The organism is Pseudomonas alvandae, from assembly GCF_019141525.1.
In the GTDB taxonomy this organism is placed as follows: domain Bacteria; phylum Pseudomonadota; class Gammaproteobacteria; order Pseudomonadales; family Pseudomonadaceae; genus Aquipseudomonas; species Aquipseudomonas alvandae.
Genome location: NZ_CP077080.1, coordinates 5,831,642 through 5,850,031, shown reverse-complemented (window position 1 = coordinate 5,850,031; position 18,390 = coordinate 5,831,642). Strand labels below are relative to the sequence as shown.

Annotated in this window: 17 protein-coding genes; all 17 read left to right on the top strand. The window is 56.3% G+C overall.

The window, feature by feature from the left end:
• Nucleotides 1–57 precede the first annotated feature (57 nt).
• The 17 genes from rplL to rpmC all read left to right on the top strand — a co-directional run bounded on the left by rplL (nt 58) and on the right by rpmC (nt 18,389).
• Nucleotides 58–423: a 50S ribosomal protein L7/L12 gene (gene rplL / locus KSS97_RS26155; protein ID WP_030138519.1), complete on the top strand. Its 366-nt coding sequence runs from the start codon at nt 58–60 to the stop codon at nt 421–423.
• Nucleotides 424–643: 220 nt separating this feature from the next.
• Nucleotides 644–4,717 (top strand): DNA-directed RNA polymerase subunit beta, encoded by a 4,074-nt coding sequence (rpoB, locus tag KSS97_RS26150; protein WP_198796653.1) that lies wholly within the window; start codon nt 644–646, stop codon nt 4,715–4,717.
• Between the two features lie 64 nt (nt 4,718–4,781).
• Complete coding sequence (rpoC, locus tag KSS97_RS26145; protein WP_217860466.1) at nt 4,782–8,981, top strand: DNA-directed RNA polymerase subunit beta'; 4,200 nt, start codon at nt 4,782–4,784, stop codon at nt 8,979–8,981.
• 216 nt (nt 8,982–9,197) lie between these two features.
• Nucleotides 9,198–9,569: a 30S ribosomal protein S12 gene (rpsL, locus tag KSS97_RS26140; protein WP_003186084.1), complete on the top strand. Its 372-nt coding sequence runs from the start codon at nt 9,198–9,200 to the stop codon at nt 9,567–9,569.
• A 102-nt stretch (nt 9,570–9,671) separates the two neighbouring features.
• Entirely contained in the window at nt 9,672–10,142 is a 471-nt protein-coding gene (rpsG, locus tag KSS97_RS26135) for a 30S ribosomal protein S7 (protein ID WP_003186074.1), read from the top strand.
• Between the two features lie 30 nt (nt 10,143–10,172).
• The gene (fusA, locus tag KSS97_RS26130; protein WP_030138516.1) at nt 10,173–12,278 is read left to right on the top strand and encodes an elongation factor G; all 2,106 of its coding nucleotides are present in this window, start codon (nt 10,173–10,175) and stop codon (nt 12,276–12,278) included.
• A 31-nt stretch (nt 12,279–12,309) separates the two neighbouring features.
• Nucleotides 12,310–13,503, top strand: a complete 1,194-nt coding sequence (gene tuf / locus KSS97_RS26125; protein ID WP_003186103.1) for an elongation factor Tu — start codon at nt 12,310–12,312, stop codon at nt 13,501–13,503.
• A 155-nt stretch (nt 13,504–13,658) separates the two neighbouring features.
• The gene (gene rpsJ / locus KSS97_RS26120; RefSeq protein WP_003186070.1) at nt 13,659–13,970 is read left to right on the top strand and encodes a 30S ribosomal protein S10; all 312 of its coding nucleotides are present in this window, start codon (nt 13,659–13,661) and stop codon (nt 13,968–13,970) included.
• Between the two features lie 80 nt (nt 13,971–14,050).
• Complete coding sequence (gene rplC / locus KSS97_RS26115) at nt 14,051–14,686, top strand: 50S ribosomal protein L3 (RefSeq protein ID WP_003186059.1); 636 nt, start codon at nt 14,051–14,053, stop codon at nt 14,684–14,686.
• 12 nt (nt 14,687–14,698) lie between these two features.
• Nucleotides 14,699–15,301 carry a 50S ribosomal protein L4 gene (gene rplD, locus KSS97_RS26110; RefSeq protein ID WP_003186057.1) on the top strand — a complete coding sequence of 201 codons (603 nt, stop codon included), beginning with the start codon at nt 14,699–14,701 and terminating at the stop codon, nt 15,299–15,301.
• Nucleotides 15,298–15,597, top strand: coding sequence for a 50S ribosomal protein L23 (rplW, locus tag KSS97_RS26105; protein ID WP_002555488.1), 300 nt, complete (start codon nt 15,298–15,300; stop codon nt 15,595–15,597). Before rplD ends, rplW begins: the two co-directional genes overlap by 4 nt.
• A 14-nt stretch (nt 15,598–15,611) precedes the next feature.
• The gene (gene rplB / locus KSS97_RS26100; RefSeq protein WP_003186055.1) at nt 15,612–16,436 is read left to right on the top strand and encodes a 50S ribosomal protein L2; all 825 of its coding nucleotides are present in this window, start codon (nt 15,612–15,614) and stop codon (nt 16,434–16,436) included.
• A 16-nt stretch (nt 16,437–16,452) separates the two neighbouring features.
• Nucleotides 16,453–16,728, top strand: coding sequence for a 30S ribosomal protein S19 (gene rpsS, locus KSS97_RS26095; protein WP_002555486.1), 276 nt, complete (start codon nt 16,453–16,455; stop codon nt 16,726–16,728).
• A gap of 11 nt (nt 16,729–16,739) precedes the next feature.
• The gene (gene rplV / locus KSS97_RS26090) at nt 16,740–17,072 is read left to right on the top strand and encodes a 50S ribosomal protein L22 (protein WP_003103908.1); all 333 of its coding nucleotides are present in this window, start codon (nt 16,740–16,742) and stop codon (nt 17,070–17,072) included.
• 13 nt (nt 17,073–17,085) lie between these two features.
• Nucleotides 17,086–17,772, top strand: a complete 687-nt coding sequence (rpsC, locus tag KSS97_RS26085; protein WP_003176422.1) for a 30S ribosomal protein S3 — start codon at nt 17,086–17,088, stop codon at nt 17,770–17,772.
• Between the two features lie 12 nt (nt 17,773–17,784).
• Nucleotides 17,785–18,198 carry a 50S ribosomal protein L16 gene (gene rplP / locus KSS97_RS26080; protein WP_003186052.1) on the top strand — a complete coding sequence of 138 codons (414 nt, stop codon included), beginning with the start codon at nt 17,785–17,787 and terminating at the stop codon, nt 18,196–18,198.
• The gene (rpmC, locus tag KSS97_RS26075; protein WP_002555481.1) at nt 18,198–18,389 is read left to right on the top strand and encodes a 50S ribosomal protein L29; all 192 of its coding nucleotides are present in this window, start codon (nt 18,198–18,200) and stop codon (nt 18,387–18,389) included. The genes rplP and rpmC overlap by 1 nt, the downstream gene beginning before the upstream one ends.
• Nucleotide 18,390: the final 1 nt, after the last annotated feature.

Below are 18,390 nucleotides of genomic sequence, written 5' to 3'. Positions count from 1 at the left end.
TTTTTTGTTTATTTCGATGGTCGCGTAGGCCGTCCCCCAATTCAGGAATTTAGTTTCATGACTATCTCTCAAAACGACATCCTCGAAGCCGTTGCCAACATGTCCGTAATGGAAGTTGTTGAGCTGATCAAAGCTTTCGAAGAAAAATTCGGTGTTACCGCTGCTGCTGCTTCCGCTGGTCCAGCTGTTGCTGCTGCCGTTGCTGAAGAGCAAACCGAATTCAACGTCATGCTGACCGAAGCTGGCGAGAAGAAAGTAAACGTGATCAAGGCAGTACGTGAACTGACCGGTCTGGGCCTGAAAGAAGCCAAGGCTGTAGTTGACGGCGCTCCTGCCATGGTTCTGGAAGCTGTTGCCAAAGACGCAGCTGACAAAGCCAAAGCAGTTCTGGAAGAAGCAGGCGCTAAAGTCGAGCTGAAGTAAGCATCGACTTTGCGTCTCCAGCCCGAGCGTTAAGCGACAGGCTGATGGCTGGTGGCTCTTGCCACCGGCCTTTTTCCGTTATTGGCAGCCGACTGGGTCGGTGCTGATCGCGAGCTGTAACCACCCGATGTGGTGGCGCAAACCATGGGGTTTGCACGATTTTCTGGCTGCTCCCGTCGGGAGGGGCCAAACAAGCAGGTGACCAAGCTGGGGAACGCTGATGGCTTACTCATATACTGAGAAAAAACGTATCCGCAAGGACTTTAGCAAGTTGCCGGACGTCATGGATGTGCCGTACCTCCTGGCCATCCAGCTGGATTCGTATCGTGAATTCTTGCAAGCGGGAGCGACTAAAGATCAGTTCCGCGACGTGGGCCTGCATGCGGCCTTCAAATCCGTTTTCCCGATCATCAGCTACTCCGGCAATGCTGCGCTGGAGTACGTCGGTTATCGCCTGGGCGAACCGGCATTTGATGTCAAAGAATGCGTATTGCGCGGTGTAACTTACGCCGTACCTTTGCGGGTAAAAGTGCGCCTGATCATTTTCGACAAAGAATCGTCGAACAAAGCGATCAAGGACATCAAAGAGCAAGAAGTCTACATGGGTGAGATCCCCCTGATGACTGAAAACGGTACCTTCGTAATCAACGGTACCGAGCGTGTAATCGTTTCCCAGCTGCACCGTTCTCCGGGCGTGTTCTTCGACCACGACCGTGGCAAGACGCACAGCTCCGGCAAACTGCTCTACTCCGCGCGCATCATTCCTTACCGCGGTTCGTGGTTGGATTTCGAGTTCGACCCGAAAGACTGCGTATTCGTGCGTATCGACCGTCGTCGCAAGCTGCCTGCATCGGTGCTGCTGCGCGCGCTCGGCTATACCACCGAGGAAGTACTGGACGCGTTCTACACCACCAACGTCTTCCATGTGCAAGGTGAAAACCTGAGCCTGGAACTGGTGCCTCAGCGTCTGCGCGGTGAAATCGCGGTCCTCGATATCCAGGACGACAAGGGCAAGGTTATTGTCGAGCAAGGTCGTCGTATTACCGCTCGCCACATCAACCAGCTGGAAAAAGCCGGGATCAAAGAGCTGCAGGTGCCGATGGACTACGTCCTGGGTCGCACTTCGGCCAAGGTCATCGTGCATCCAGCCACTGGCGAGATCATCGCTGAGTGCAACACCGAGCTGACCGTCGAGATCCTGGCGAAAATCGTCAAGGCCCAGGTCGTTCGTATCGAGACCCTGTACACCAACGACATCGACTGCGGTCCGTTCATCTCCGACACGCTGAAGATCGACTCCACCGGCAACCAGTTGGAAGCCTTGGTCGAGATCTATCGCATGATGCGTCCTGGCGAGCCACCAACCAAGGATGCTGCCGAGACCCTGTTCAACAACCTGTTCTTCAGCCCTGAGCGCTATGACCTGTCTGCGGTCGGCCGGATGAAGTTCAACCGTCGTATCGGTCGTACCGAGATCGAAGGTTCGGGCGTGCTGAACAAGGATGACATCGTTGCGGTCCTCAAGACCTTGGTCGACATCCGTAACGGCAAGGGCATCGTCGATGACATCGACCACCTGGGTAACCGTCGTGTTCGCTGCGTAGGCGAAATGGCCGAGAACCAGTTCCGTGTTGGCCTGGTGCGCGTAGAGCGTGCGGTCAAGGAACGCCTGTCGATGGCTGAAAGCGAAGGCCTGATGCCGCAAGACCTGATCAATGCCAAGCCTGTGGCTGCGGCGGTGAAGGAGTTCTTCGGTTCGAGCCAGCTGTCCCAGTTCATGGACCAGAACAACCCGCTGTCCGAGATCACCCACAAGCGTCGTGTCTCCGCACTCGGCCCAGGCGGTCTGACGCGTGAGCGTGCAGGCTTCGAAGTTCGTGACGTACACCCGACTCACTACGGTCGTGTATGCCCGATCGAAACGCCGGAAGGTCCGAACATCGGTCTGATCAACTCCCTGGCTGCCTATGCGCGCACCAACCAGTACGGCTTCCTTGAAAGCCCGTACCGCGTGGTGAAAGACGCCCTGGTTACCGACGAGATCGTTTTCCTGTCCGCCATCGAAGAAGCTGATCATGTGATCGCCCAGGCTTCTGCCACGATGAACGAGAAGAAAGTCCTGGTCGACGAGCTGGTAGCTGTTCGTCACTTGAACGAGTTCACCGTCAAGGCGCCGGAAGACGTCACCTTGATGGACGTATCGCCGAAGCAGGTAGTTTCGGTTGCAGCGTCGCTGATCCCGTTCCTCGAGCACGACGACGCCAACCGTGCGTTGATGGGTTCGAACATGCAGCGTCAGGCTGTACCTACCCTGCGTGCCGACAAGCCGCTGGTTGGTACTGGTATGGAGCGCAACGTTGCTCGCGACTCCGGCGTTTGCGTCGTGGCTCGTCGTGGCGGTGTGATCGACTCCGTCGACGCCAGCCGTATCGTGGTTCGTGTTGCCGATGACGAAGTTGAAACTGGCGAAGCCGGTGTCGACATCTACAACCTGACCAAATACACCCGCTCGAACCAGAACACCTGCATCAACCAGCGTCCGCTGGTGAGCAAGGGTGATCGGGTTCAGCGTAGCGACATCATGGCCGACGGCCCGTCCACCGATATGGGTGAACTGGCCTTGGGTCAGAACATGCGCATCGCGTTCATGGCATGGAACGGCTTCAACTTCGAAGACTCCATCTGCCTGTCCGAGCGTGTGGTTCAGGAAGACCGCTTCACCACGATCCACATCCAGGAACTGACCTGCGTGGCTCGTGACACCAAGCTTGGCCCAGAGGAAATCACTGCGGACATCCCGAACGTGGGTGAGGCTGCACTGAACAAGCTGGACGAAGCCGGTATCGTTTACGTAGGTGCTGAAGTAGGCGCGGGCGACATCCTGGTCGGCAAGGTCACTCCGAAAGGCGAGACCCAACTGACTCCGGAAGAAAAACTGCTGCGTGCGATCTTCGGTGAAAAAGCCAGCGACGTAAAAGACACCTCCCTGCGCGTGCCTACCGGCACCAAGGGTACTGTCATCGACGTACAGGTCTTCACCCGTGACGGCGTTGAGCGTGATGCTCGTGCACTGTCGATCGAGAAGACTCAGCTCGACGAGATCCGCAAGGACCTGAACGAAGAGTTCCGTATCGTTGAAGGCGCAACTTTCGAGCGTCTGCGCTCCGCCCTGGTCGGCCACAAAGCCGAAGGCGGCGCCGGCCTGAAGAAAGGTCAGGAAATCACCGACGAAGTCCTCGACGGTCTTGAGCATGGCCAGTGGTTCAAACTGCGCATGGCTGAAGATGCTCTGAACGAGCAGCTCGAGAAGGCCCAGGCCTACATCGTTGATCGCCGCCGTCTGCTGGACGACAAGTTCGAAGACAAGAAGCGCAAGCTGCAGCAGGGCGATGACCTGGCTCCAGGCGTGCTGAAAATCGTCAAGGTTTACCTGGCAATCCGTCGCCGCATCCAGCCGGGCGACAAGATGGCCGGTCGTCACGGTAACAAGGGTGTGGTCTCCGTGATCATGCCGGTTGAAGACATGCCGCACGATGCCAATGGCACCCCGGTCGATGTGGTCCTCAACCCGTTGGGCGTACCTTCGCGTATGAACGTTGGTCAGATCCTTGAAACCCACCTGGGCCTCGCGGCCAAGGGCTTGGGCGAGAAGATCAACCGTATGATCGAAGAGCAGCGCAAGGTCGCTGACCTGCGCAAGTTCCTGCACGAGATCTACAACGAGATCGGCGGGCGCAACGAAGAGCTGGACACCTTCTCCGACCAGGAAATCCTGGACCTGGCGAAGAACCTGCGCGGCGGCGTTCCGATGGCTACCCCGGTGTTCGACGGTGCCAAGGAAAGCGAAATCAAGGCCATGCTGAAACTGGCAGACCTGCCGGAAAGCGGCCAGATGCAGCTGTTCGATGGTCGTACCGGCAACAAGTTCGAGCGTCCGGTTACCGTTGGCTACATGTACATGCTGAAGCTGAACCACTTGGTAGACGACAAGATGCACGCTCGTTCTACCGGTTCTTACAGCCTGGTTACCCAGCAGCCGCTGGGTGGTAAGGCGCAGTTCGGTGGTCAGCGTTTCGGGGAGATGGAGGTCTGGGCACTGGAAGCATACGGTGCTGCATACACTCTGCAAGAAATGCTCACAGTGAAGTCGGACGATGTGAACGGCCGGACCAAGATGTACAAAAACATCGTGGACGGCGATCACCGTATGGAGCCGGGCATGCCCGAGTCCTTCAACGTGTTGATCAAGGAAATTCGTTCCCTCGGCATCGATATCGATCTGGAAACCGAATAACACGTGACGCGAATCGAGAGCGGGGCTGTCTTGCCCGCTCTCTGCTCCGCCAGGAGGAAAGGCCTTGAAAGACCTACTGAATTTGCTGAAAAACCAGGGTCAAGTCGAAGAGTTCGACGCCATCCGTATTGGATTGGCCTCGCCTGAGATGATCCGTTCGTGGTCGTTCGGTGAAGTTAAAAAGCCGGAAACCATCAACTACCGTACGTTCAAACCCGAGCGTGACGGCCTGTTCTGCGCCAAGATCTTTGGCCCGGTAAAGGATTACGAGTGCCTGTGCGGTAAGTACAAGCGCTTGAAGCATCGCGGCGTGATCTGCGAGAAGTGCGGCGTTGAAGTCGCGCTGGCAAAGGTTCGTCGTGAGCGCATGGCGCACATCGAACTGGCCTCGCCAGTTGCTCACATCTGGTTCCTGAAATCGCTGCCGTCCCGTATCGGCCTGCTGATGGACATGACCCTGCGTGATATCGAACGCGTTCTCTACTTCGAGAGCTATGTCGTTATCGATCCAGGCATGACCACCCTTGAAAAGGGCCAGCTGCTGAATGACGAACAGTACTTCGAAGCGCTGGAAGAGTTCGGCGACGATTTCGATGCCCGCATGGGTGCCGAAGCTGTCCGCGAACTGCTGCACGCGATCGACCTGGAGCACGAGATTGGTCGTCTGCGCGAAGAGATTCCGCAAACCAACTCCGAAACCAAGATCAAGAAGCTGTCCAAGCGTCTGAAGTTGATGGAAGCCTTCCAGGGTTCCGGCAACCTGCCAGAGTGGATGGTGCTGACCGTTCTGCCGGTTCTGCCGCCAGACCTGCGTCCACTGGTTCCGCTCGATGGCGGTCGCTTCGCGACTTCCGACCTCAACGATCTGTATCGTCGAGTGATCAACCGTAACAACCGCTTGAAGCGTCTGCTCGACCTGTCCGCTCCGGACATCATCGTGCGCAACGAAAAGCGTATGTTGCAGGAAGCGGTCGACGCACTGCTCGACAACGGTCGTCGTGGCCGGGCTATCACCGGTTCGAACAAGCGTCCTCTGAAATCCCTGGCTGACATGATCAAGGGTAAGCAAGGTCGTTTCCGTCAGAACTTGCTCGGTAAGCGTGTTGACTACTCCGGTCGTTCGGTAATTACCGTAGGCCCGACCCTGCGTCTGCATCAGTGCGGCCTGCCCAAGAAAATGGCGCTGGAGCTGTTCAAGCCGTTCATCTTCGGCAAGCTGGAAATGCGTGGTCTTGCGACCACCATCAAAGCCGCCAAGAAAATGGTCGAGCGCGAACTGCCAGAGGTCTGGGACGTTCTCGCCGAAGTGATTCGCGAACACCCAGTGCTGCTCAACCGTGCACCGACCCTTCACCGTCTGGGCATCCAGGCGTTTGAACCGGTACTGATCGAAGGCAAGGCTATCCAGCTGCACCCTCTGGTCTGTGCTGCGTACAACGCCGACTTCGACGGCGACCAGATGGCCGTGCACGTACCGCTGACGCTGGAAGCCCAGCTCGAAGCGCGTGCGTTGATGATGTCGACCAACAACATCCTGTCGCCAGCCAACGGTGAGCCAATCATCGTTCCGTCCCAGGACGTTGTATTGGGTCTGTACTACATGACTCGTGAAGCGATCAACGCCAAGGGCGAAGGTCGTGTGTTCGCGGATCTGCAGGAAGTCGACCGTGTGTTCCGTGCTGGCGAAGCCGCACTGCACGCCAAGATCAAGGTGCGGATCAATGAAACCGTAAACGATCGTGATGGCAACAGCGTGACCAACACTCGCATCGTCGACACCACTGTCGGTCGTGCGCTGTTGTTCCAGGTTGTGCCAAAAGGCTTGTCGTTCGATGTCGTCAACCTGCCGATGAAGAAAAAGGCGATCTCCAAGCTGATCAACCAGTGCTACCGCGTGGTTGGTCTGAAAGAGACCGTGATCTTCGCCGACCAGTTGATGTACACCGGTTTTGCCTATTCGACCATCTCCGGCGTTTCCATCGGTGTTAACGACTTCGTTATCCCTGATGAAAAAGCCCGCATCATCGGTGCTGCCACCGAAGAAGTGAAAGAGATCGAAAGCCAGTACGCGTCCGGCCTGGTAACCCAGGGCGAGAAGTACAACAAGGTAATCGACCTCTGGTCCAAGGCGAACGACGAAGTTTCCAAGGCGATGATGGCCAACCTCTCGAAAGAGAAAGTCATCGACCGCCACGGCAACGAAGTTGACCAGGAATCGTTCAACTCGATGTACATGATGGCCGACTCGGGTGCACGGGGTTCTGCTGCGCAGATCCGTCAGCTCGCCGGTATGCGTGGCCTGATGGCCAAGCCGGACGGCTCCATCATCGAGACGCCGATTACTGCGAACTTCCGTGAAGGTTTGAGCGTACTCCAGTACTTCATCTCCACTCACGGTGCTCGTAAGGGTCTCGCGGATACCGCGTTGAAAACCGCGAACTCCGGTTACCTGACTCGTCGTCTGGTAGACGTGGCGCAAGACTTGGTCGTGACCGAGATCGATTGCGGCACCGAGCACGGCCTGGTCATGACGCCGCACATTGAAGGCGGTGACGTTGTAGAGCCGTTGGGTGAGCGCGTATTGGGTCGTGTCATTGCCCGTGACGTATTCAAGCCAGGTACCGAGGACGTCATCGTTCCTGCCGGCACCCTGGTTGACGAAAAGTGGGTCGAATTCATCGAGCTCAACAGCATCGACGAAGTGATCGTGCGTTCGCCAATCAGCTGCGAAACCCGCTACGGCATCTGCGCCAAGTGCTACGGTCGCGACCTGGCTCGTGGTCACCAGGTGAACATCGGTGAAGCGGTCGGCGTTATCGCTGCCCAGTCCATCGGTGAGCCGGGTACCCAGCTGACCATGCGTACGTTCCACATCGGTGGTGCGGCAAGCCGGACCTCCGCAGCCGACAGCGTCCAGGTGAAGAATGGCGGTACCGTCCGCCTGCACAACCTGAAGCACGTTGAGCGAGTGGACGGCCACCTGGTGGCTGTGTCCCGTTCCGGTGAGCTGGCAATTGCCGACGACTTCGGTCGTGAGCGCGAGCGCTACAAGCTGCCGTACGGTGCTGTGATTTCGGTGAAGGAAGGTGACAAGGTCGACGCTGGTGCCATCGTGGCCAAGTGGGATCCGCACACTCACCCAATCGTTACCGAGATGAAAGGTACCGTGACCTACGTGGGCATGGAAGAAGGCATCACGATCAAGCGTCAGACTGACGAATTGACCGGTATGACCAACATCGAAGTACTCGACGCAAAAGATCGTCCAGCTGCGGGCAAGGACATCCGTCCAGCCGTGAAGATGGTCGACGACAACGGCAAGGATCTGTTGCTGCCAGGCACTGACGTAATCGCTCAGTACTTCCTGCCAGCCAACGCCCTGGTCGGTGTGGCGGACGGTGCGCGGATCGCGATCGGTGACGTAATCGCTCGTATCCCGCAGGAAACCTCGAAGACCCGTGACATCACTGGTGGTCTGCCGCGTGTTGCCGACTTGTTCGAAGCTCGTCGTCCGAAAGAGGCCTCGATCCTGGCTGAAGTCAGCGGCACCATCGCGTTCGGTAAAGAGACCAAGGGCAAGCGCCGCCTGGTCATTACGCCGAACGACGGTAGCGATCCGTACGAAGAGCTGATTCCGAAGTGGCGTCACCTGAACGTCTTCGAAGGCGAACAGGTAAACCGCGGCGAAGTTATCTCCGACGGTCCGAGCGATCCACACGACATCCTGCGTCTGCTGGGTGTGAGTGCGCTGGCCAAGTACATCGTGAACGAGATCCAGGACGTTTATCGTCTGCAGGGCGTGAAGATCAACGACAAGCACATCGAGACCATCCTGCGTCAGATGCTGCGTAAAGTTGAGATCTCCGAGTCCGGTGACTCCAGCTTCATCAAGGGCGACCAGATGGAACTGACTCACGTACTGGTAGAAAACGAGCGCCTGGCGAACGAGGACAAGTTCCTTGCCAAGTTCACTCGCGTACTGCTGGGTATCACCAAGGCGTCGTTGTCCACCGAATCGTTCATCTCGGCGGCTTCCTTCCAGGAAACCACCCGCGTACTGACCGAAGCGGCGGTAACCGGCAAGCGCGATTACCTGCGCGGCCTGAAAGAAAACGTGGTCGTGGGTCGTCTGATCCCGGCTGGTACCGGTTTGGCCTATCACAGCGAGCGCAAGCGTCGCCGTGATGCAGACAAGCCGTTGCGCGTAAGCGCCAGTGAAGTGGAAGCTGCACTGACCGAAGCACTGAACTCGAGCGGTAACTGAGTTCGGCGTTGATTGAGTGCCTGGCCCTGGTCATCCCGTTCGGCGGATCGAGACAAATTGTCGAGATCTGGCGGGCGGGGAGGTCGGGGCCTTGCCTTGACTGGGGACAAGATCCTCTTTAGACTCTTGATCCCCTAAATTTGGCGGGAATTCGTTCCTGCCATTTTGCTTTTCTTGCAAGACAATAGCGTCGCAAGACAACAGTGGAGCTAGTAGATGGCAACTATCAACCAGCTGGTACGTCAGCCGCGTAAGCGTATCGTCGAGAAATCCGACGTGCCTGCGCTGCAGAACTGCCCGCAACGTCGTGGCGTATGCACCCGTGTGTATACCACCACGCCGAAAAAACCTAACTCGGCACTGCGTAAAGTATGCCGTGTGCGTCTGACCAACGGTTTCGAGGTTTCCTCGTACATCGGTGGTGAAGGCCACAACCTGCAAGAGCACAGCGTGGTGCTGATCCGCGGCGGTCGTGTAAAAGACTTGCCAGGTGTTCGTTACCACACCGTTCGCGGTTCTTTGGATACTTCCGGCGTTAAAGGTCGTAACCAGGGTCGTTCGAAGTACGGTACCAAGCGTCCGAAGTAATCGGTCGTTTTGCAGTTTTTCATTTTTATTGAGTCGATAAGAGTAAGGTCGGGCACGCATCTGCTGTCCCGGGCTAACCTGAAGACCGCTTGAGGGCTTATCATGCCAAGACGTCGCGTAGCAGCCAAACGTGAGATTCTGGACGATCCGAAATACGGAAGCCAGATTCTCGCCAAGTTCATGAACCACGTTATGGAAAGCGGCAAGAAAGCCGTTGCCGAGCGTATCGTTTATGGCGCACTGGACAAAGTTAAGGAACGCAAGAACAGCGATCCCCTGGAAATCTTCGAGAAAGCTCTCGACGCCATCGCTCCGCTGGTCGAAGTGAAGTCGCGCCGTGTAGGCGGTGCTACTTACCAGGTTCCGGTCGAAGTTCGTCCTTCCCGTCGTAACGCCCTGGCAATGCGCTGGCTGGTAGACTTCGCCCGCAAGCGCGGCGAGAAGTCCATGGCCCTGCGTTTGGCTGGTGAACTGTTGGACGCTGCTGAAGGTAAAGGTGCTGCAGTTAAGAAGCGTGAAGACGTGCACCGTATGGCTGAAGCCAACAAGGCTTTCTCGCACTACCGCTTCTAATTTTAGCGTCACTCAATTTGCGAGGGCTTTATGGCTCGTACTACACCGATTAATCGCTACCGTAACATCGGTATCGTTGCTCACGTGGATGCTGGTAAAACCACCACCACCGAGCGCGTCCTTTTTTACACCGGCAAAAGTCACAAAATGGGCGAGGTGCATGACGGCGCCGCGACCACAGACTGGATGGTTCAGGAGCAGGAGCGTGGTATTACCATTACTTCTGCTGCTATCACCGCCTTCTGGAAAGGTTCCGAGAAGCAGTACCCGCACGAGCATCGCTTCAACGTAATCGATACCCCGGGCCACGTAGACTTCACCATTGAAGTTGAGCGTTCCCTGCGTGTACTCGACGGCGCGGTCGTTGTGTTCTGTGGTACTTCGGGTGTTGAGCCTCAGTCGGAAACCGTATGGCGTCAGGCCAACAAATACGGCGTTCCACGTCTTGTTTACGTAAACAAGATGGACCGTGCTGGTGCCAACTTCCTGCGCGTGATCGGTCAGATCAAGCAGCGTCTGGGTCACACTCCGGTGCCTATCCAGCTCGCTATCGGTTCGGAAGACAACTTCCAGGGCCAGATCGACCTGATCAACATGCAGGCCGTGTACTGGAATGATGCCGACAAGGGCATGGTTCCTGTTCGCAAGGAAATTCCTGCCGAGCTGTTGGAAGAAGCCGAGCAATGGCGCAGCAACATGGTTGAGGCTGCAGCCGAAGCCAGCGAAGAGCTGATGAACAAGTACCTCGAGGGTGAAGAACTCACCAACGACGAAATCAAGGCCGCTCTGCGTCAGCGCACTATCGCTGGTGAGATCGTTCTGGCTGTTTGCGGTTCTTCCTTCAAGAACAAGGGTGTTCCCCTGGTTCTCGACGCTGTGATCGACTTCCTGCCTGCTCCAACCGACATTCCTGCTATCAAGGGTTCCAACCCTGATAACGAGGAAGAGGAAATGGAGCGTCACGCAAGTGATGACGAGCCGTTCGCGGCCTTGGCGTTCAAGATCGCTACCGACCCATTCGTGGGTACCTTGACCTTTGTTCGAGTTTACTCGGGCGTGTTGGCATCCGGCGACGGCGTGATCAACTCGGTAAAAGGCAAGAAAGAGCGCGTGGGTCGTATGGTGCAGATGCACGCAAACGCCCGTGAAGAAATCAAGGAAGTACGCGCTGGCGACATCGCGGCCTTGATCGGCATGAAGGACGTCACCACTGGTGAAACCTTGTGCAACGCTGACAAGCCAATCATCCTGGTTCGCATGGACTTCCCGGAGCCGGTTATTTCGGTTGCTGTTGAGCCTAAGACCAAGGATGACCAGGAAAAAATGGGTATCGCTCTGGGCAAGCTTGCTCAGGAAGACCCGTCTTTCCGCGTCAAGACTGATGAAGAGACTGGTCAGACGATCATCTCCGGCATGGGCGAGCTGCACCTGGACATCCTGGTTGACCGGATGCGCCGTGAGTTCAACGTCGAAGCCAACATCGGTAAGCCTCAGGTTTCCTATCGTGAGCGCATCACGAAGAGCTGTGAAATCGAAGGCAAGTTCGTTCGCCAGTCCGGCGGTCGTGGCCAGTTCGGTCACTGCTGGATCCGTTTTGCTCCTGCTGACGAAGGTCAGGAAGGTCTGCAATTCCTGAACGAAGTCGTAGGTGGTGTGGTTCCGAAGGAATACATCCCAGCGATCCAGAAGGGTATCGAAGAGCAGATGAAGAACGGCGTTGTTGCCGGCTATCCGCTGATCGGCCTGAAGGCGACCGTGTTCGACGGTTCTTACCACGACGTCGACTCCAACGAGATGGCGTTTAAGGTGGCTGCTTCCATGGCTACCAAGCAACTGGCCCAGAAGGGCGGTGGTGAGTTGCTTGAGCCTATCATGGCGGTAGAAGTCGTTACGCCTGAAGACTACATGGGTGATGTCATGGGCGACCTTAACCGTCGTCGTGGCATGATTCTGGGTATGGAAGATACGGTTTCCGGCAAGGTTATCCGCGCCGAGGTTCCGTTGGGTGAGATGTTCGGTTACGCAACCGACGTTCGCTCCATGTCTCAGGGTCGCGCAAGCTACTCTATGGAATTCAAAAAATACAATACAGCTCCGTCGCATATCGTCGAGACTGTTACCAAAAAGCAAGGCTGATCCAGCCCCTTTAAGCTAGGAGTTAATTGTCGTGGCTAAAGAAAAATTTGAACGGAACAAACCGCACGTCAACGTTGGCACCATCGGCCACGTTGACCACGGTAAAACTACCCTGACCGCTGCTCTGACCCGTGTCTGCTCCGAAGTTTTCGGTTCGGCCAAGGTTGACTTCGACAAGATCGACAGCGCCCCGGAAGAAAAAGCTCGCGGTATCACCATCAACACCGCTCACGTTGAATACGATTCGGCCGTGCGTCACTACGCACACGTTGACTGCCCAGGTCACGCCGACTACGTAAAAAACATGATCACCGGTGCTGCCCAGATGGACGGCGCGATCCTGGTTTGCTCGGCCGCTGATGGTCCGATGCCACAAACCCGTGAGCACATCCTGCTGTCCCGTCAGGTAGGCGTTCCGTACATCGTTGTCTTCCTGAACAAGGCTGACATGGTTGACGATGCTGAGCTGCTGGAACTGGTTGAGATGGAAGTGCGCGACCTGCTGAGCACTTACGACTTCCCAGGTGATGACACTCCAATCATCATCGGTTCGGCTCTGATGGCTCTGAACGGCCAAGACGACAACGAAATGGGCACCACTGCTGTCAAGAAGCTGGTGGAAACTCTGGACAGCTACATCCCAGAGCCGGAGCGTGCTATCGACAAGCCGTTCCTGATGCCAATCGAAGACGTATTCTCGATCTCCGGTCGCGGTACTGTTGTGACTGGTCGTGTTGAGCGTGGCATCGTCCGTATCCAGGAAGAAGTTGAGATCGTCGGTCTGCGCGACACTCAGAAAACTACCTGCACCGGCGTTGAAATGTTCCGCAAGCTGCTCGACGAAGGTCGTGCTGGCGAGAACTGCGGCGTACTGCTGCGCGGCACCAAGCGTGACGACGTTGAGCGTGGCCAGGTTCTGGTCAAGCCAGGCACCGTCAAGCCGCACACCAAGTTCACCGCAGAAGTCTACGTTCTGAGCAAGGAAGAAGGCGGTCGTCACACTCCGTTCTTCAAAGGCTACCGTCCACAGTTCTACTTCCGTACAACTGACGTGACTGGTAACTGCGAGCTGCCAGAAGGCGTTGAAATGGTAATGCCAGGTGACAACATTCAGATGACTGTTACCCTGATCAAGACCATCGCAATGGAAGACGGCCTGCGTTTCGCTATCCGTGAAGGCGGTCGTACCGTCGGCGCCGGCGTCGTAGCCAAAGTCATCGAATAAGACTCTTTCAGAGTCGGTTCGATGGACAGGAAAGCCCCCGCTTAGCGGGGGCTTTTTTATTGGGTTGACACCTATCGGGGGCGTCTATAGAATTGCGCCTCCTTTTAACGGGCGTATTGCGCCCGGTGGGAATAGCAGCCGGAGTCTGAAATCCAATGCAAAATCAGCAAATCCGTATCAGGTTGAAGGCTTTTGACCATCGCCTGATCGACCAATCCACCCAGGAAATCGTGGAAACCGCGAAACGTACTGGTGCTCAAGTGCGTGGTCCAATTCCACTGCCTACCCGTAAAGAGCGGTTCACCGTTCTGGTCTCCCCGCACGTCAACAAAGACGCGCGTGACCAGTACGAGATCCGTACTCATAAGCGCGTTCTGGACATCGTCCAGCCAACGGATAAAACCGTTGATGCTCTTATGAAGCTCGATCTTGCGGCCGGTGTGGAAGTGCAGATCAGCCTCGGCTAAGACTCGGTCTTAGTCGTGTAACGCTCTGAAATGGGCGGCCATAGCGGGTGAAAGCCCCGTACACTCATGAGGTTTACAACATGACTATTGGTGTAGTCGGTCGTAAATGCGGTATGACCCGTATTTTCACCGAAGAAGGTGTCTCCATTCCGGTCACGGTCATTGAGATCGAGCCGAATCGCGTCACCCAGTTCAAAACTGAAGAGACCGATGGCTATCGTGCAGTGCAAGTCACTGTCGGCGAGCGTCGTGCTTCGCGTGTAACAGCAGCTCAGGCTGGCCACTTCGCCAAGGCGAACGTAGCCGCTGGTCGTACCGTAATGGAATTCCGCCTTGAAGAAGGCGAGTACCAGGCCGGCGACCTGATCAACGCTGAAATCTTCGCCGCTGGTCAACTGGTTGATGTAACCGGTCAGTCCAAGGGTAAAGGCTTCCAGGGTACGATCAAGCGTTGGAACTTCCGCGGGCAAGATAACACCCACGGTAACTCCGTATCCCACCGCGTTCCAGGCTCTATCGGCCAGTGCCAGACTCCTGGTCGTGTATTCAAGGGCAAGAAAATGTCCGGTCATATGGGCGCTGAGCGCGTGACCGTGCAGTCCCTCGAAGTAGTGCGCGTGGACGCTGAACGCAATCTGTTGTTGGTCAAGGGCGCTGTTCCTGGCGCTACTGGCGGCAACTTGGTTGTACGTCCAGCAGCCAAGGCTCGCGGTTAAGGGGAAGCTGACATGCAATTAAATGTAAATGACGCTCAAGCGATCGAAGTTTCCGAACTGACATTTGGCGGCGAATTCAACGAGACGCTGGTTCACCAAGCAGTCGTGGCCTACATGGCTGGCGGCCGTCAAGGTAGCAAGCAGCAAAAGACCCGTTCCGACGTTTCTGGTGGCGGTAAGCGCCCATGGCGTCAGAAAGGTACTGGCCGTGCTCGTGCCGGTACTATCCGTAGCCCAATCTGGCGTGGCGGCGGTACCACTTTCGCAGCTCGTCCTCAGGATCACTCCCAGAAGCTGAACAAGAAGATGTATCGCGCAGCAATGCGTTCCATCCTTGCTGAGCTGGTACGTACTGATCGTCTGGTCGTGGTTCAGGACTTCGCTGTCGAAGCACCGAAAACCAAAGATCTGCTGAACAAGCTGAACGGCATGGGCCTGACTGACGTCCTGATCGTGTCTGACGCTGTTGATCAGAACCTGTACCTGGCTGCTCGCAACCTGCCACACGTCGACGTTCGTGACGTGCAAGGTTCCGATCCGGTCAGTCTGATCGCATACGACAAGGTGTTGATCACCGTGTCGGCCGTGAAGAAATTCGAGGAGCTGCTGGGATGAACCAGGAACGCGTATTTAAAGTTCTGCTTGGCCCGCACGTTTCCGAGAAGGCTACGGTTCTGGCAGACAAGAAAGGCCAGTTCGTTTTCAAGGTTGCGACCGACGCAACCAAGCTGGAAATCAAGAAGGCCGTCGAAAGCCTGTTCAGCGTGAAAGTAGAGCGCGTGACTACCCTGAACGTTCTGGGTAAAAGCAAGCGCACTGCTCGCGGTCTGGGCAAGCGTAATGACTGGAAGAAGGCAGTTATCTCCCTTCAGCCAGGCCAAGATCTCGATTTCAGCAGCAGTGCTGAGTAAGGAAGGGGTGCATCATGGCAATCGTTAAATGCAAACCGACTTCCCCTGGCCGCCGTTTTGTGGTCAAGGTGGTCAACCAGGAGCTGCATAAAGGCGCTCCTCACGCACCGCTGCTCGAGAAAAAATCGAAGTCTGGTGGTCGTAACAACAATGGCCGTATTACCACTCGTCACATCGGTGGTGGTCATAAGCAGCATTACCGTCTGGTCGACTTCCGTCGCAACGACAAGGATGGCATCGCTGCCACCGTCGAGCGTATCGAATACGATCCAAACCGTACTGCTCACATCGCTCTGCTGCTGTACGCAGATGGCGAGCGTCGCTACATCATCGCCCCTAAAGGCGTGAGCGCTGGCGACCAGCTGATCGCAGGTGCCCTGGCACCGATCAAGCCGGGCAACGCTCTGCAACTGCGTAACATTCCAGTTGGTAGCACCGTACACGGCATCGAATTGAAGCCAGGTAAAGGCGCACAGATCGCTCGTTCCGCTGGTGCTTCGGCTCAGCTGATCGCTCGTGAAGGTGTCTACGTGACCCTGCGTCTGCGTTCTGGTGAGATGCGTAAAGTACTGGCTGAATGCCGTGCGACCCTGGGCGAAGTCTCGAACTCCGAGCACAGCCTGCGTTCGTTGGGTAAAGCTGGTGCCAAGCGCTGGCGTGGCGTTCGCCCAACCGTTCGTGGTGTTGCCATGAACCCGGTTGACCACCCACATGGTGGTGGTGAAGGTCGTACCTCTGGTGGTCGTCATCCGGTATCGCCATGGGGCTTCCCGACTAAGGGCGCGAAGACTCGTGGTAATAAGCGTACCGACAAAATGATCGTCCGTCGTCGCAAGTAAATAGAGGGATACGACAGTGCCACGTTCTCTGAAAAAAGGTCCTTTTATTGATCTTCACCTACTGAAGAAGATCGAAGTGGCGGCGGAAAAGAACGATCGCAAACCAGTTAAGACCTGGTCGCGCCGTTCGATGATCCTGCCACAAATGGTCGGTCTGACCATTGCTGTACACAACGGTCGTCAACACGTCCCAGTTCTCGTTAACGAAGACATGGTCGGCCACAAACTGGGCGAGTTCGCCGGTACCCGCACTTATCGCGGGCACGTGGCAGACAAGAAAGCCAAGCGTTAAGGGGTTAGGAAATGGAAGTAGCCGCTAAGTTGTCGGGCGCTCGAATCTCCGCCCAGAAAGCCCGCTTGGTCGCCGACCAGATCCGCGGGAAGAAGGTGGGCGAAGCGCTCAACCTGTTGGCTTTCAGCAGTAAGAAAGCCGCCGAGATCATGAAAAAAGTGCTGGAGTCGGCCGTAGCCAACGCCGAGCATAACGAAGGCGCAGACGTTGATGACCTGAAGGTCAGCACCGTTTTCGTCAACGAAGGGCGTTCGCTGAAGCGCATCATGCCACGTGCCAAAGGCCGTGCTGATCGCATCGTCAAGCGGTCTTGCCATATCACTGTCAAGGTTGCTGACAAGTAACGGAGTCGAAGAGATGGGTCAGAAAGTACATCCCATTGGCATTCGCCTGGGAATCGTCAAGGAGCACACCTCCGTCTGGTACGCAGACGGTCGGACTTATGCGGACTACTTGTTCGCTGATCTGAAGGTGCGTGAGTATCTCCAAGACAAACTAAAAAGCGCGTCCGTCAGCCGTATCGATATCCATCGTCCGGCTCAGACTGCACGTATCACCATCCACACCGCTCGCCCAGGTATCGTTATCGGGAAGAAAGGTGAAGATGTTGAGAAACTGCGTCAGGACCTGACCAAGCAAATGGGTGTGCCTGTGCACATCAATATCGAAGAGATCCGCAAGCCGGAACTCGACGGTATGCTGGTTGCGCAGAGCGTAGCTCAGCAGCTGGAGCGTCGTGTAATGTTCCGTCGCGCTATGAAGCGCGCTGTACAGAACGCAATGCGCATTGGTGCCAAAGGCATCAAAATCCAAGTGAGCGGTCGTCTCGGCGGTGCTGAAATCGCACGTACTGAATGGTATCGCGAAGGTCGTGTGCCACTGCACACCCTGCGTGCCGACATCGACTATGCCAACTACGAAGCTCACACCACCTACGGTGTGATCGGTGTAAAGGTTTGGATCTTCAAAGGCGAAGTAATTGGTGGTCGCCAAGAAGAACTGAAGCCACAAGCACCAGCGCCTCGTAAAAAAGCTGCTAAGTAAGGGGTACGCCAAATGTTGCAACCAAAGCGTACGAAGTTCCGCAAGCAGATGACCGGTCACAACCGTGGCCTGGCATTGCGCGGTAGCAAAGTCAGCTTCGGCGAGTTCGCGCTGAAGTCTGTTGCTCGTGGTCGTCTCACCGCTCGTCAGATCGAGTCAGCGCGTCGTGCTCTGACCCGTCACGTAAAACGTGGCGGCAAGATCTGGATCCGTGTATTCCCGGACAAGCCTGTCACCAAGAAGCCACTCGAAGTTCGGATGGGTAAAGGTAAGGGTAACGTGGAGTACTGGGTTGCCCAGATTCAGCCAGGCAAAGTCCTGTATGAAATCGAGGGTGTTTCTGAAGAGCTGGCGCGTGAGGCTTTCGCCCTGGCTGCTGCAAAGCTGCCGCTCGCCACCTCCTTTGTTAAACGGACGGTGATGTGATGAAAGCGAATGAACTTCGTGAAAAATCCGCACAGCAGCTGAACGAGCAACTGCTCGGCCTGCTGCGCGACCAGTTCAATCTGCGCATGCAGAAAGCAACTGGCCAGTTGGGGCAGTCTCATCTGCTCTCGCAAGTTAAGCGTGACATCGCTCGCGTGAAAACTGTGCTCAACCAGCAGGCAGGTAAGTGAT